Here is a 15053-nt window from a genome sequence, read left to right as displayed (position 1 = left end):
GAGTGGTTTTTTATTTATAAATAAAAAATCAACGTTGATTTAAGCTTAAGTCAAATATCCATAACTTTAATAACCTAATTATTTAAACATCAACTTTCTATTTAATTAACACAATTTATTTTATTATTAGTATTAATTAACTAATTATAAACAATATTCATTACTGCTAGATGATCGTTAATCCATTCGATATCCATAAAACCTTTATTATTAATTAATTGCGAGTTAAATTGCTGATTAGCATCTAGTTTATATTGAAAGTCTTTCATCTCCTTACCATTCCAACAACTTGTTTTAACAGTATTTTCTTCTGATGATGCAAAACATCCGCCTTCGACAATAGCACCAACAAAAGTAATTGTTGTTGAGCCTAACACTTTACTTTCACGTGCTAAACTAGGTGCCGTTAATAATAGACCTAGACATGCTAAAACTATCGGTATCTTTTTCAAAATAAACCTCCTCTCATTTATTTAAGTACAGAATGTCCACGAGCCAATATGCTATTAAACTAATAACTAATATCGGCTAGTAACTTTATTTATTTAACTTTTATCTTTGATTAAAGTTTAGAAAGAAATTATAAAATACTCAAATTAAGACTATCAATAAAAAATATTCTATATTTGACTTATATCAAGATAAGAGAAGCTAACAAGCCTGAAACAAAAAGATAACATTTGCCTTAGCAATTAATTGCAAAGATATTTTTTTTTATTTTGGCTATAGTCCCTGCCATAAACTTGGAATATTTGTGATTTAGATCACAATTAATCAACGAATTTTTTAATTATCCTTATGAAACTTTCTACTGCTAAACAAAAATTGTCTCTTATCTTGCTGTTAAATTTGGTTGGATTGACTCTTTTTTTATCTTGGTATCTTCCCGCACAACATGGCTTTTGGCTTTCAATAGATACACATATCTTTTATTTTTTTAATCGGCAACTATTGCCAGACTCTTCTTTTGCTATGTTTGTGGCTTATGTCAATAATCGAGCATTCGATGTGATTATTCTGCTGGCGATGGGAGGGTTGTATTACCATACCTTTCGTCAGAAAGATTATCAGGGCAAACGCCATCTCATTATTGTGGGAATAGTTATGGTGCTAAGTGCAATCGTAATTAATCAGATTGGACAAAATATTCCTATCGAAAGACCTAGCCCAACACTTCATTTTCACGATGTGCACCGTGTAGGTGTAGTGACAGGAATACCGACTAAAGATGCATCAGGTGATAGCTTTCCTGGCGATCATGGTTTGATGCTACTGATCTTTTGTAGCTTTATATTACGTTATCTTTCATTTCGCTCTTTTTTATGCGCTCTTTTAATTACGGTAATTTTTTCATTACCTCGTGTTATGGCTGGCGCACATTGGGCTTCTGATATCTTAGTTGGCTCTATCTCGCTCACTTTAGTCACAACAAGCTGGTTATTAATAACCCCTGCATCCGATATCATCATTCATTGGCTAGATGAGCATCTCCCTTTTAAAGGCAAAAAAGCATTTAGCTAATTAAGTATAAAAAATAAGTAAAAGTAAAAATAAGCGCCCTACTGAGCGCTTATTTTTTATCTGTAAAAGGATAGTTTTATAACAAAAGGATAATCATTTTTAGTATGTGTTCTTTATTATCTAATGTTTTGTAAATTAAGCCTCTTTCCTCTCGCCATTTGACTTTTCTTTATGTAAACTTTTTACGTTTCCACATTATTTATTGTTTAATGTGGATATTTACGTGCTTTAGAGCACGTTTTTCGCGAAATAGGGTTGCCAGAGTTAAATTACACTATATTCTCTGGTTATTTGGTGAATATTCATGTGCTCATCTCGCACATAAGGATGTAAGGGAAATCTGTCACAATGAGAAATAAACCGTTTATGAGAATGCTTAAGCTCATACCGGCGTTTATTGTCGTAGCTACGTTATCAGCCTGTAGTTCACAAAACGCGTCTTCACGCTTAGCTAATTCAACAACTGCCCCACTTAATAAATCTTCAAGCACATCTATTTCCCAAGCATCTCAAGATGAATTTGAATCATTGGTGAAGAATCTCGATATAAAATCTAAGATACTTGACCAATATGCAGACTGGAAAGGTGTTGCATACCGCTTAGGTGGCAATACAAAAAGTGGTATTGATTGTTCCGCTTTTGTCCAAAGAACTTTTCGTGATCAATTTGGTGTCGAATTACCTCGTTCAACCTCCGATCAGCAATTTGCTGGTACCAAAGTTAATCGTTCAACCTTAAAAGCGGGTGACTTAGTACTGTTTAAGACTGGTCGCACTATGCGCCATATTGGTATTTATATCGGTAATGATAAGTTTGTTCACGCGTCAACCAGCAGTGGTGTTATCGTTTCTGAAATGTCCAATGTCTATTGGAAAAACCGTTTCTATACAGCGCGTCGGATCATTGATAATAATACAACAACAAGTCTTGCTGATAACTATTCTCAAGCGTCATTAAGATAAAATTTTCCCTTATATCTTATCGCAATAAAAAAGCCCCAATACTTATTGAGTATGGGGCTTTTTTATGTTGTTTTTTCTTGCATAACAGAGCCATATAGCCATCGTTAGTGAGTATTTTTATCTAAGTACATAGCAATATATTGTGCATATGTCATAGAGAAATACCCATTAAGAACAAAAAAGAACTACAGATAAGAGTAGTCTGTTGGAAATGGCTCAGCAATTGCAACCCCAGCATTTTTTAAGCAACAAAGTGCTGCGCACTCATCATCACTATGTAAAAATAAACAAGGTACGCCATCCCACTCAATAATCACATTTTCAATATTGAGATTATTCAGATACTTTTGTAAGTTCTGTATTGCCTCATCTAAAGTCATACCATCATGACTTAGCAGTTTTAAGCCAATCAAGGTATTTTGTCTACTAGCATCATTCTCAGGTAGAATTTCTACCCTTGTTCCTGTAAAGCCTGCTAGCCACCGATAACTCAGCGGCAGCTTATGAACCACCGAAAGTTGTACATTTTCCACAAATCAATCCTGTTTCATCAACACGTTAATTTAATACATCATCAATACGAGTTTGAACTGACTTGCTCACACACATATTAAAATATTGTTAAAAATAAAGCATGAACGTTACAATAATCTTACAAAGAGAGAGGTATTTTAAGCTGTTTATTTCGCTTAACCTTTATCAACCTTCCTATCAGCCCTGATTACTCTTTTCAATTATTCTTTCATTTATTTAACATTTTATCAACTACATAAAATAATTGCATAAAATTTTACGCATTTAAGTAAAACAATCTATCAATTTTTATCATGATATTTCATATTACTAAAACAATAATAGATGATTATTAAAATAATCCCTAGTTAATTTAACAAAAATACAACATTAAGTGTTGATGCAAATCAAATAAGTTACATTGAAGGGAAAGAATTTAGAGAAATATTTAGTGAAAAACGTGGCGATAATGACATTTTAAAGATGAATAGAAAGGAAAACGCTATAAATACAGTGCATTTATAGCGTGATATTCTTATTTATAACGACGAGCAAGTAACAAGAAACTCATGGCACAGATAACACAAAATGCCATCGAACTCACCATCGGCCACTCAGTTTTAGCGGGTAACATTGCAATAGCGGTTCCAACTAAAGCCCCCACACCAAAACGGATAGTACCGGCTAAAGAAGATACCGTACCCGCCATATGTGGATAGTCTTCAAGAATAACGGCCATCGCATTTGAGGTTATCATGGCTATCCCACCAACATACATAGCCACTCCCACAACAAGGAAGTAAAAATGTAAATTAAGAGCAACCACCAATATTAAGAATATGCCCATTAAAAACTGCACAGTTAACCCAAAACGTAACATATTCAGTGCACCAAATCGGCGCACATAGCGCCCATTGATACTGGTCATGACAATCAAGAAAATAATATTAAAACCAAAGTACAAGCCAAATTGGTCGAATGGAATACCATGTAGTTCGATATAAACAAAAGGCCCTGCACTTAAAAATGAAAACATCCCTGCAAAAGAAAATCCCGATGCCAGGATATAGCAAAGTACTCGACGTGCTCTAAATAAGCTAATAAATTGACTAAATGTCACTCGCAGACTAAAACGTTGGCGGTGCTGTTTGGGCAAAGTTTCCGGTATATAGAGCGCAATTAATGCAGCAGCAATTATCGCCGCAATAGCAATACTCCAAAAAATAGCATGCCATGAGAACCAGTTCATCACCCAAGCACCAAGTAATGGCGCTAATAATGGAGCAATCGTCATGACTAATGCAACAAATGACATGCTTCTTGAGAACTCATCTCTTGAAAACATATCCCGCATTAAAGCATTAATGACAACACTTGCAGCGGCGGCAGCAAATCCATGTAGAAAACGCATACCAATTAGCATATCGATCGAGTCAGATAATGCACAAGCGCTCGACGCTAATGCAAAAACAATCACACCACCTAGAATAACCGGTTTACGCCCTAGACTATCTGCCATCGGCCCATAGACCATTTGTCCAATAGCAAAACCAAAGATATAGCTACTTAATGTCATCTGAACTTGGCCACCAGGCACGCCAAAATCCCGTGCTATAGTAGGTAAACTTGGCAGATACATATCGATAGCCAGTGGCATAAGCATGGAAATAAGCCCCAATATTAAAATGAGGCTAAAGTACGACGGACGTTGCTCTTGCACGCAGTTAAACTCCAAAAAACGACAAAATATAATTATTATTTAGGTAGATGAATGCTATTGATTTCTTCTTCTGTTAGCGGTCGGTATTCTCCTGGCGCTAAAGCATCATCTAATGTGATATCACCGATACGCTCTCGATGTAACGCGACAACATGATTACCCACCGCAGCAAACATACGTTTAACTTGATGGTACTTCCCTTCACTGATGGTCAGTTTTACCTCAGTCGGTGTTATTACTTCCAATGTCGCAGGCTTAGTCAATTCTTTTTCGCCATTTAACTGGACACCTGTTTTAAATTTCTCAGCGACATCCGTAGCAATAGGCTGTTCCAACGTTACGACATACGTTTTTTCACAGTGATGTTTAGGTGCCGTTATACGATGAGACCATTGACCATTATCGGTTAATAGCACTAACCCTGTAGTATCAATATCTAAACGCCCCGCAGCATGTAATTTATGTGCTAGTGGCTCATCAATAAAATAAAGAATGGTGGGGTTAACAGGATCATCCGTTGAACACACATAACCAATAGGTTTGTTCAACATAAAATAACGCGGGCCTAAAATTTGTGTCAACACATTGCCATCATAAGCAACTTCTTGTTCAGGTGTGATTTTAGTCGCACCTGTTTTTACCATTTCACCATCTATAGTCACGAGCCCTGCTCTAAGTTCACGAGCTACTAAATTACGGCTAATCCCCAATTGCTGGGATAAAAATTTATCTAATCGCATGAATTTCTCTGAAAAATGGAAGAGTACCATCTGATATGAGGCATCTATTAAAAATGAATATTAACAATAAAACAACTAATTAATTTACCCTTAAATCATTTAGCCTTTCACTGTATTTAATTACAGTCTTTCTGTTCGCACTCATCGCTAAAAAGTGCTACGCTGGTGCTCTGTTTTGCTTTTGATGTATGGTTATGGCTTTTACACTTAGACCTTATCAGCTTGACGCGGTTAACGCGACAATCACTTATTTTCGCCAACATAAAACACCAGCACTTATTGTATTACCTACCGGTGCTGGAAAAAGCTTAGTCATTGCTGAACTTGCCAAAAGAGCACGTGGGCGGGTATTAGTTCTAGCACATGTAAAGGAATTAGTAGAGCAGAACCATAGCAAATATGAAGCCTATGGTCTATCTGCGGATATTTATGCCGCTGGATTACAGCAAAAAGAGAGTCGAGGCAAGGTTGTTTTCGGCAGTGTGCAATCGGTAGCACGTAACTTATCACAGTTTGAGCATGCTTTTTCTCTATTAATTATTGATGAATGTCACCGTATTAGTCTGTCTGAAGATAGCCAATACCAACAAGTGATCAAACAACTTCAAACCATTAACCCCCAACTACGCATCTTAGGATTAACTGCTACTCCTTATCGTTTACCGACTGGTTGGATTTACCAATATCACTATCACGGTATGGTAAAAGGAGATGACAATTGTTTTTTCCGTGACTGTATTTATGAATTACCTTTACGCTACATGATAAGTCACCATTTTTTAGTCCCACCAACACGTTTAGATATGCCTATTTTGCAATATGACTTTAGCCAAGTTAGAACGAGCCAAAATGGTATTTTTAATCAAGAAGATCTCAATCGCGAAGTAAAAAAACAACAGCGTATTACACCTCATATTGTGTCACAGATAATTGAATACGGTGAACAACGCCGTGGTGTGATGATATTTGCGGCAACAGTAGAACATGCGACAGAAATCTTCACATTATTACCCCAAGGACAAGCCGCGTTAGTCAGTGCTGAAACCCCCTCTTCTGAGCGTGACGCATTAATTTCACAGTTTAAACAGCAACAGCTACGTTATATGGTTAATGTTGCTGTATTAACCACAGGCTTTGATGCCCCCCATGTTGATTTAATTGCTATTTTACGCCCAACGGAGTCCGTCAGTTTATATCAACAGATAGTAGGACGAGGATTAAGGTTATTTGCAGGAAAAACAGAATGTTTAATCTTAGATTATGCAGGTAACCCTCACGACCTTTATCTTCCTGAAGTGGGTAGTAAAAAGCCCAATCCAAATAGCAAACCGGTACAAGTGTTTTGTCCTCTCTGTCAATTCGCTAACACTTTCTGGGGCATAGTTGATGCAGATGGCGATATTATTGAGCACTATGGGCGACGTTGCCAAGGTTGGGAGCTTGATGAGCAAGGACAAAAAAAACAGTGTGATTATCGCTTTCGTTTTAAATTATGCCCACACTGTAATGAAGAAAATGATATCGCCGCACGGCGTTGTGTGCACTGTAATGAAATCCTAGTTGATCCTGATGATATGCTCAAAGCTGCTTTAAAGCTAAAAGGCGCCCTTATCCTTCGCTGTGGAGGAATGCAATTACTCAGTGGTCAAGATGAAAAAGGTGAGTGGCTTAAAATCAACTATTATGATGAAGAAGGTACTTCTGTTTCAGAACGATTTCGTTTAAAAACGCCTGCCCAACGTAAAGTATTTGAACTCAAGTTTTTACGCGAACACCAGCGCGCCCCTGGCGTTCCTTTTGTATGGCATAACGCTCAAGATATTATTAATCAGTTTGATTTATTACGTTATCCTGACTTTATTGTGGCACAAAAAAATAAAAAAGACGGCTTTTGGCAAATTCGTAATAAGTTATTTGACTATCATGGACGCTTTCGTAAAGCAGATACCTTATATTAAAGTCGATTTATATTTGCTGTTAGAGTGCTTTTTCGTTAAAATGCGCCCCGCTTTATCTGTTTTTAGATAAACCAAATCTCGAGCTTGTTGCTGGGTCGCCTGTAACAAGTATGTATTTTCTTTTTCATAAGAGAAAAAAGATGTTAACTATTAATGCAACAGTACGTAAAGAGCAGGGTAAGGGTGCGAGCCGCCGCCTGCGTGTGGCTAACCGTTTTCCAGCTATCGTTTATGGCGGAAATGAAGAGCCAATCGCTATCGATTTAGATCACAACGAAGTTATCAACCAAGAACACAAATCTGAGTTCTACGCTGATTTCGTTAACCTCGTTATCGATGGTAAAGCAACTAAAGTTAAAGTTAAAGCAGTGCAACGTCACGAGTATAAGCCAAAAATTACTCATATTGACTTCCTGCGCGCTTAATAAGCCAACCTTCGAGCTTTATTTTTCGGGACGCCGAGCATGTAACGCCACTTAATGTGGCGTTATTTGTTTCTATCTATTGCCTATTTTTCTGAAACTCTACGCTGTAACTGGTCGCGTAAATTAGGTGGAGTTCCTTTTATCGTCAGTGTATCGGTAGCAGGATCCCAAAAAATTCTTTCCCCCAACAGTTTCGCATCAAAATTAACCGTTAACCCCCCACCACTTCCTGAATACTTCATTAATTGGCGTAATGTACTGCGATCTGCGGGAAAAGTTTCCGCTAATTCATACCCTTTTTCTTCTGTAAACTGTGCAAAGTTTTGATCACCTAATGGCGGTAACTCTTGTGCAAGTTCAGTTAATGCAATCTCTTCACCCGATTGCAATTGCTCATTACAATAGCTGTAGACTTGTTCACGACAAGTTTGGCGCTCTTGTTTATTCATGTCTGATGCTTCACAAAAGTCATCAACCGCTTGTAATAAGCCTTTATTTTGTACTTTAGTATTTAAACCTTCTTGCGCCCCTAAAAAGTCCATAAAGAAATCTGAAACTTTACGTCCTACACGCCCTTTTAAGAAGGTTAAATAACGTAAAGAATCGGGTGAAGTTTCCCATTCAGTTAAATCAATACGAGCGATAATATCTGCATGAGGAATATCTAAATAGCGTGTTGAAGATACATCAAGACTGTCATTGACCCACATGCTATTACAGCTATTCAATACAGCGATTAATAAATATTCCACCGCGAGATAACGATAATGACAAAAAAGAACCGTTCCCCCTTCAGCAAAAGGGTATTTCGCTAACTCATCTTTAAGTCTAACCGTCGCTGCACGAGAAAAACCTAAAAATTCTTCTTCACCTTGACGTTGTAAACGTAATGCTTGAGCTAATTCGCTCTCTTCATTAAATAAACCATAGGCTTTACTTTTTGCACTATAAACACGATGTAACTCTTCGACCATCTCTTGAACAACCGGCTCAATGTCTAAGAGTGAATCACGTAGTACCACTTCTAATGTCTGCTCATCACGCTTAATAAGTTGGTGCAAGACTAACTGGTTAATATCTAGACTCATGGGCGCCCTCCTTTATCCCGATTCTTTTTGTGCGCGTATTCAAACATCCCCTACTTTTACTATCAAGGGGTATAACCGCAAAATAATTAATTTAATAGCAGAAAAATAACACGCCTTGCGGTAACATATAGCGTTTTATCCATTTAGTAGGAATTCAGATTTTATGCCACAAAAATCCCGTTATAGTGATGAACAAGTTGAGCAATTACTTGCAGAACTTGTCAGCGTTCTTGAAAAACATCATACTCCTACAGATCTTTCTTTGATGGTGTTGGGGAACATGGTGACAAACTTAATCAATACAAGTATTGCCCCTGCTCAACGAATGCTGATTGCAGACTCTTTTGTTCACGCTTTACGTGCTTCAATTGATGAAGGCAATATTCACTAATAAACACAGAAATATTTATAGACATGGTAACGAGAAATCAGTCCTATCGTGAAAAAGTATCCCAAATGATCAGTTGGGGTCACTGGTTTGCGCTGTTTAATATCATTCTAAGCCTTTTGCTTGGGAGCCGTTACCTGTTTATTGCTGATTGGCCAAGTACCTTTGCAGGTCGTCTTTACGCTATTGTCAGTTGGATGGGCCATTTTAGTTTTATCGTGTTTGCTATTTATATCCTTATTCTTTTTCCGTTGACCTTTGTGGTAGTTTCGCAACGATTACTTAGGGTGATATCCTGCGCCTTAGCTAGCACAGGATTGACATTACTTATTTTTGATATAGCTGTTTACCAGCAATTTCAACTTCATTTGACCCAGTTGGTTTGGGATTTGGTTATCAATCCAGATGAAGGTGAAATGGCGCGAGAATGGCAACTTATCTTTATTGGCATCCCCATTATCTTTCTTATCGAAATGCTATTTGCTACATGGAGTTGGCAAAAGCTGCGCAGCTTAAACCGCCAGCGATGGGGAAAACCATTAGCCTGTGTATTTATTAGTTGCTTTATTTTATCCCACTCTATGTCTATTTGGGCAGATGCTAATTTTTATCGCCCTATTACTATGCAACGTGCAAACTTACCGCTGTCTTACCCAATGACTGCACGTAAATTCCTTGAACGGCATGGTTTTATTAATCAATCTGAGTATGAGCAGCGCTTAATGAGCGAGGGTAATCCTGCGGCACAAAGTATCACCTACCCGCTTGCACCTCTTGATTATTCTAAAGATGAAAGCTCATATAACTTACTTATGATTGTGGTTGATGGATTAGGTAATGAAGACGTTGCCAAACTACCGAGCTTGCAACAATTTGCTGATAATAACCTCTCTTTCTCTCAACACTATTCAGCAGGCATAAATAACGAAACGGCGCTGTTTGGATTATTTTATGGCATTTCACCGTCTTATTTAGATAGTGTGTTAAGTAGCCGCAAAAACTCAGCGCTCTTTGACGCTTTAAATTATCGTCACTATCAATTAGCACTATTTTCAACTAACGGATTTAAATCGCCATTATTTACACAAGCGGTGCTGGCTGATTACTCACTACCTACTTCACGTAGTGAGGATAACGACACAACGATTAATAGTTGGCGTTCATGGTTGTTAAAAAATAAACAAAGCACACCTTGGTTCTCTTTCTTACAAATCAACGGTGATAAGCATACATCAGCTTCTCAAGCACAGTTAAATAGTCAATTAGAAACCATTTTTACTACTTTAAAAGAAAGCAACATACTTGATAATACCGTTGTGGTCGTAACGTCAAATTATCATCAGAACAATGATAAACAAGATAGCCAATGGCTTGTTAACAAAGACACTTTTAACTTAAGCCAATCGCAAGTTCCACTGGTAATACATTGGCCTAATGTTACACCACAAAAACTAGATAAACTAACCAGCCACCAAGATATAATGACAACGCTAATGCAACATGTATTAGGTGTTATTAGCCCTGCAGATAACTATTCTCAAGGCGAAGATTTATTTGCTAATACGCGTAATCACCCTTGGATTTTTACTGGTGATAATGAAACTCTAGTGGTCTTTTTACAAGATAATACGTTAATGATAGATAAACATGGCAGATATGCTTTGTTTGATAAATCAGGCAAAGAGATCCAATCCGCCAAACCTGATTTACGCCTATTATTGCAAGTACTTGCTGAGCAAAAACGATTTATTGAGCGTTAGTATTAAAAAAAGACTATAAGTAAAAAGTTAATAACAACTGACGTCACTATAATGAATAAAAATACAGCAGTTAAGTATCTAAGGGGTTGCTTTAGCAGTAAAAAACAGTAATATACTAAGCACAATCGGCATGTAGCGCAGCCTGGTAGCGCACTGTCATGGGGTGTCAGGGGTCGTAGGTTCAAATCCTATCATGCCGACCATTCTTATTTAAGAAAACCAACCACTTACGGTTGGTTTTTTTATGTCTGGAATTTGCTTGGTGTAAAACTGGTGTAAAACTGGTGTAAAACCCACATCAGATTTACCTTGTTTAAGTTCCAATTTTCGCCCTATTCCTATGCTGTAATTATTCTACAATTCATTAATATAGCTTATAGAATGAGAAGCCTTGCGAACTTAGCTCAAGAAGAAAGAAACAAAATAAATGTCGATTTAGTTGCAAGTGACGTTACATATTAAAGAACGACTCAATATGCTAATTGTTGTGTCCGAAGTTGACGACAGTGTATGATTACCTTGCAAACATACATTAAAAAATACAAATGGAATTATATGGAACTTTCTACATTACTTCTTTTTATCCCAGCCTGTTTTGCTTTAAACCTTGCACCAGGGCCAAACAACCTGCTTTCAATCAATAATGCAGCCTACTATGGGTTTGCTCGTTCATGTGCAGGAGGTCTCGGTAGATTACTCGCATTCGTGATTATGATTGTTCTAGCTTCATTTGGGCTAGCTGTTGTATTGCAAACATCTGAGTTCATTTTCAGTGTAATTAAATTTGCTGGGGTTGCTTATCTTTTGTGGCTCGCATATCAATTATGGAAAGCCCCAACTGATGAATTCAAATTTGATTCAAATAAGAAGAATAACTCTATTGCCAAATTAGCAAGGCAAGAGTTTTTTGTTGCAGCAGGAAATCCAAAGGCAATACTTATCTTTACGGCCTTTCTTCCGCAATTCGTTAGCCCACAATTACCGGCTAGTTCCCAGTTTCTAATACTTGGTTCTTTATTCTTGTTACTCGAGTTTATTGCAATAATGCTCTACGCTTGGTTAGGCTTACACATGAAAAAGTTGATAAAAAAACCACATGCTAAAAAAGTGTTCAATCGTATGTGCTCAAGTTTATTAGCTAGTGCAGGGATTGGGCTTTTAGTTTCACAGAAAAGCCATTAAATAACACCACACGCTGAGTAAACAGTCGCCTTTTATAAAGGTAAAGGCGACTTTTCTTTCTTTTATTTAAATGACTGATAAAAACTAATTGACGAATATTCTGACATTGTATTTATAGCTTATGCTCATTCAACATATATTTAAAAATATCAAGCATGACTGGCAATTTAATATAGCCTTCTTTATCAAGAAAATGACCCGCATCTTCTTCAATAACAATTTGAGTTTGTAATTGACTAGCTAAATTTTTGGATGAATCAGGACTCACAATCCAATCATTGGATGATATTAATGACACCCTTTTATCCGATATTTTAATTAACTTGCTATAATTCAGATTATTATAAATATGAGAGTTCAACTCAGGTAAAGTTTTTTGTTCACTATTAAAACCAGCGACTAAAATATACCCGCCTATTGTTATATCTTCACAAGCCTGTTCAGAAAGAAAACGTAATAAAGTTATACATCCCAGACTATGCCCAACAAGAATAGTATCTTTATCAAGTATTATATTTTCATCGGCAAGTTTTTGTTGCCACTCATTAGGGTTAGGATGATTAGGCTCAGGCATCATAGGTATACTGACATCATATCCTAATGATCCAAGCTCTTCTTTCAACCATGGAAACCAATTATCCTTGGGAGATGCAGTATAGCCATGAACAATAACAACTCTTTTGCCTTTCACTCATCCTCCTATATAGATACACATTATCAAAATAATAAGTTTAATACCTGTATACCCTAGGTATTGATAAAATTTAGTATGGTAAGTAATAAGTCACCCACGATTTAGAAATAATAAGATAATCACGGACACAACACAAGTAAGCACTGTTTTTATAACCAGTTATTTTGTATTTTTATTAAACATAGCTTCTGCACTACTCTCTTCACTGAGGACAAGGTTTTACGATACACCTGATAAAACACCGCATGAAATAGTTTGGTCTGCAAGATAAGCGTCGGCCAAGGTTCGGGGTTCCCCCTATTCACTATCTTTTACTTTGATATATTGTAAATAGATGGCTCAACCAAAATAAAACTATTATCTGGCTCACACTTTACAGACTTACGCATTTACAAATCTAAAAAATCGATGAAAATGTCCTAGTGTAAACAACTTTTAATTCCTATCTGAGGCTTTGATGCTGGAAAATGTAATCATCTAATAACCACTATTTCGACCTTTTAGGGCGAATAGCTGGTTTCAATGCGCTGTATTCTCATGCAAGCACCACAATATGTTTGCTTATATTGCATATGATGATTAAACAGGTTTTCTAGTATGGATCCATCACATCAAAAATACTATTCTTTACTTATTTCTACCCAATTTACGTTTATTGGCGCTATAGCTAGTTGTATCACTCTTATTAAAGATTATTGCCAAAATCTAGATGTTCTAACGTATAAGCTTACCTTTCTAAAAAAATTAAAAAGCAAATTAAATCAGTTAGATAGTAATATTACATCAATAATATTACTAGGTTTAATAATGTTCACACTCTCTTTTATAACAATTAAAGGAAATTAAAATGGATATTCCTCGTATTTTCACTATTAGCGAAAGTGAGCATCGTATTCATAACCCTTTCACACCAGAGAAATATGCCACCTTAGGTCGAGTATTACGAATGAAAGAAAACTGGCAAATTCTTGATCTCGGAAGTGGCTCTGGTGAAATGCTATGTACTTGGGCTCACGATTACAATATTACAGGTATTGGCATCGATATAAGCCCACTGTTTACTTTACAAGCAAAATCTAGAGCAGAAGAGTTAGGTGTCAGCCATCGAGTACATTTTATCCATCATGATGCCTCAGATTATATTAGTGATAAAAAATGTGATATAGCAGCATGCATAGGAGCAACTTGGATTGCTGGTGGTGTAATTGAAACTATCGAGCTACTAGCAAAAAGTATTAAAACAGGTGGGCTTATTCTTATCGGAGAACCATATTGGCGGCAAATTCCAACAACACAAGAGATAGCACAAGCTTGTGGTGCTTCATCCATATCAGATTTTTTAACTTTATCTGAGCTTGTTATCTCTTTTGACAATCAAGGATACGATCTAGTCGAAATGGTACTGGCAGATCAAGAGGGTTGGGATAGATATGAAGCTGCTAAATGGATGACTATGCGCCGTTGGCTTGACAAAAATAGTGCCGATGATTTTGCTCAAGAAATTCGAACAGAATTGACTATAGCCCCTAAACGTCATGTTAGTTTTACACGATAATACTTAGGCTGGGGGGTATTTGCATTAATTGCTCGATAAAATAACACTAAAGGTATAGTCTAAACGGACTATACCTTTTAAATTATTATATTTATATAATATCCACAGATAAATATATAAATTCATCTAAGATGGATAACCTTATATAAGACTACCCATCTTATAAATACTTCGAAAATATATATTATTTAATATAGTGATTTTTGTTATTAAAAATTCATTAGCTTTTTAAAATAATAACCTTTTTTAGTTTTAGGGAATTTTCTGCCGTAGTATATTTTTCTTTCGTGTTCACGGCCTGCGTATTGATCATTCCCATAAAATTGTCCATATAAAGCAGTTTTAGGACATATATCGTTAGAAAAAAACTTATCACTATTATCCATTATTATTTTCCTCAATTATTTTAGAGTAAATGGGTTCCTCTTAGATTTGTTAAAAATAAATTTTTTATTTCTTTGCTATTTTTTTATAGCTGCTAACTACCATACTACTTATATAAAAAATTTCAAATGAAGTATGGTTAAAATATAAATTATACAAAAT

General features: G+C 36.3%; 15 protein-coding genes and 1 tRNA gene. 9 read left to right on the top strand and 7 right to left on the bottom strand.

Annotated elements, in window-relative coordinates:
- Positions 1-140: 140 nt before the first annotated feature.
- Positions 141-452, bottom strand: a complete 312-nt coding sequence (locus tag GWI58_RS12605; protein WP_004247052.1) for a hypothetical protein — start codon at positions 450-452, stop codon at positions 141-143.
- A 346-nt stretch (positions 453-798) separates the two neighbouring features.
- Here GWI58_RS12605 and GWI58_RS12600 point away from each other — a divergent pair, with 346 nt between their 5' ends.
- Both GWI58_RS12600 and mepS read left to right on the top strand, forming a co-directional pair.
- Entirely contained in the window at positions 799-1521 is a 723-nt protein-coding gene (locus tag GWI58_RS12600; RefSeq protein WP_004247051.1) for a phosphatase PAP2 family protein, read from the top strand.
- Positions 1522-1869: 348 nt separating this feature from the next.
- Positions 1870-2484, top strand: a complete 615-nt coding sequence (gene mepS / locus GWI58_RS12595) for a bifunctional murein DD-endopeptidase/murein LD-carboxypeptidase (RefSeq protein ID WP_004247050.1) — start codon at positions 1870-1872, stop codon at positions 2482-2484.
- 185 nt (positions 2485-2669) lie between these two features.
- On the opposite strand, the gene GWI58_RS12590 is transcribed toward mepS, so the two are convergent.
- The 3 genes from GWI58_RS12590 to rsuA form a co-directional block, all read right to left on the bottom strand.
- Positions 2670-3017, bottom strand: a complete 348-nt coding sequence (locus tag GWI58_RS12590; protein WP_004247049.1) for a YejG family protein — start codon at positions 3015-3017, stop codon at positions 2670-2672.
- 515 nt (positions 3018-3532) lie between these two features.
- Complete coding sequence (locus tag GWI58_RS12585) at positions 3533-4717, bottom strand: Bcr/CflA family multidrug efflux MFS transporter (protein ID WP_004247802.1); 1185 nt, start codon at positions 4715-4717, stop codon at positions 3533-3535.
- 35 nt (positions 4718-4752) lie between these two features.
- On the bottom strand, positions 4753-5457 hold the full coding sequence (gene rsuA / locus GWI58_RS12580; RefSeq protein ID WP_004247801.1) for a 16S rRNA pseudouridine(516) synthase RsuA: 705 nt from the start codon (positions 5455-5457) through the stop codon (positions 4753-4755).
- Between the two features lie 194 nt (positions 5458-5651).
- Here rsuA and GWI58_RS12575 point away from each other — a divergent pair, with 194 nt between their 5' ends.
- Both GWI58_RS12575 and rplY read left to right on the top strand, forming a co-directional pair.
- Entirely contained in the window at positions 5652-7415 is a 1764-nt protein-coding gene (locus tag GWI58_RS12575; protein ID WP_004251887.1) for a DEAD/DEAH box helicase, read from the top strand.
- A 140-nt stretch (positions 7416-7555) separates the two neighbouring features.
- Complete coding sequence (gene rplY, locus GWI58_RS12570) at positions 7556-7840, top strand: 50S ribosomal protein L25 (protein WP_004247799.1); 285 nt, start codon at positions 7556-7558, stop codon at positions 7838-7840.
- Between the two features lie 83 nt (positions 7841-7923).
- Here rplY and yejK read toward each other — a convergent pair whose 3' ends face one another.
- On the bottom strand, positions 7924-8928 hold the full coding sequence (gene yejK / locus GWI58_RS12565) for a nucleoid-associated protein YejK (protein WP_004247043.1): 1005 nt from the start codon (positions 8926-8928) through the stop codon (positions 7924-7926).
- A 163-nt stretch (positions 8929-9091) separates the two neighbouring features.
- Between yejK and GWI58_RS12560 the strand changes: the two genes are divergently transcribed.
- The 4 genes from GWI58_RS12560 to GWI58_RS12545 all read left to right on the top strand — a co-directional run bounded on the left by GWI58_RS12560 (position 9092) and on the right by GWI58_RS12545 (position 12258).
- Positions 9092-9319, top strand: a complete 228-nt coding sequence (locus tag GWI58_RS12560; RefSeq protein ID WP_004247042.1) for a YejL family protein — start codon at positions 9092-9094, stop codon at positions 9317-9319.
- A gap of 23 nt (positions 9320-9342) precedes the next feature.
- The gene (yejM, locus tag GWI58_RS12555; RefSeq protein WP_161769230.1) at positions 9343-11076 is read left to right on the top strand and encodes an LPS biosynthesis-modulating metalloenzyme YejM; all 1734 of its coding nucleotides are present in this window, start codon (positions 9343-9345) and stop codon (positions 11074-11076) included.
- A gap of 126 nt (positions 11077-11202) precedes the next feature.
- Positions 11203-11279, top strand: a tRNA-Pro gene (locus GWI58_RS12550).
- 307 nt (positions 11280-11586) lie between these two features.
- Positions 11587-12258, top strand: a complete 672-nt coding sequence (locus tag GWI58_RS12545; RefSeq protein WP_237611702.1) for a LysE family translocator — start codon at positions 11587-11589, stop codon at positions 12256-12258.
- Between the two features lie 112 nt (positions 12259-12370).
- Here the strand turns inward: GWI58_RS12545 and GWI58_RS12540 are convergent, their stop codons facing one another.
- Entirely contained in the window at positions 12371-12949 is a 579-nt protein-coding gene (locus GWI58_RS12540) for an RBBP9/YdeN family alpha/beta hydrolase (RefSeq protein ID WP_094960041.1), read from the bottom strand.
- 850 nt (positions 12950-13799) lie between these two features.
- Here GWI58_RS12540 and GWI58_RS12530 point away from each other — a divergent pair.
- Positions 13800-14507 carry an SAM-dependent methyltransferase gene (locus tag GWI58_RS12530; protein WP_161769228.1) on the top strand — a complete coding sequence of 236 codons (708 nt, stop codon included), beginning with the start codon at positions 13800-13802 and terminating at the stop codon, positions 14505-14507.
- A gap of 209 nt (positions 14508-14716) precedes the next feature.
- Here GWI58_RS12530 and GWI58_RS17740 read toward each other — a convergent pair whose 3' ends face one another.
- Positions 14717-14893, bottom strand: coding sequence for a hypothetical protein (locus GWI58_RS17740; protein ID WP_004247793.1), 177 nt, complete (start codon positions 14891-14893; stop codon positions 14717-14719).
- Positions 14894-15053 lie beyond the last annotated feature (160 nt).

The organism is Proteus sp. G2674 (assembly GCF_009915195.1).
Lineage (GTDB): Bacteria > Pseudomonadota > Gammaproteobacteria > Enterobacterales > Enterobacteriaceae > Proteus > Proteus mirabilis.
Note: the sequence above shows the minus strand (reverse complement) of the source record. Positions and strands in the feature narration are given on the sequence as shown.

Coding starts and splice junctions, on each gene's coding strand:
- GWI58_RS12560 (WP_004247042.1), top strand. CDS start 9,092: ATGCCACAAAAATCCCGTTATAGTGATGAACAAGTTGAGCAATTACTT.
- GWI58_RS12600 (WP_004247051.1), top strand. CDS start 799: ATGAAACTTTCTACTGCTAAACAAAAATTGTCTCTTATCTTGCTGTTA.
- mepS (WP_004247050.1), top strand. CDS start 1,870: ATGAGAAATAAACCGTTTATGAGAATGCTTAAGCTCATACCGGCGTTT.
- GWI58_RS17740 (WP_004247793.1), bottom strand. CDS start 14,893: ATGGATAATAGTGATAAGTTTTTTTCTAACGATATATGTCCTAAAACT.
- yejK (WP_004247043.1), bottom strand. CDS start 8,928: ATGAGTCTAGATATTAACCAGTTAGTCTTGCACCAACTTATTAAGCGT.
- GWI58_RS12545 (WP_237611702.1), top strand. CDS start 11,587: ATGATTACCTTGCAAACATACATTAAAAAATACAAATGGAATTATATG.
- rplY (WP_004247799.1), top strand. CDS start 7,556: ATGTTAACTATTAATGCAACAGTACGTAAAGAGCAGGGTAAGGGTGCG.
- GWI58_RS12530 (WP_161769228.1), top strand. CDS start 13,800: ATGGATATTCCTCGTATTTTCACTATTAGCGAAAGTGAGCATCGTATT.
- rsuA (WP_004247801.1), bottom strand. CDS start 5,457: ATGCGATTAGATAAATTTTTATCCCAGCAATTGGGGATTAGCCGTAAT.
- yejM (WP_161769230.1), top strand. CDS start 9,343: ATGGTAACGAGAAATCAGTCCTATCGTGAAAAAGTATCCCAAATGATC.
- GWI58_RS12575 (WP_004251887.1), top strand. CDS start 5,652: ATGGCTTTTACACTTAGACCTTATCAGCTTGACGCGGTTAACGCGACA.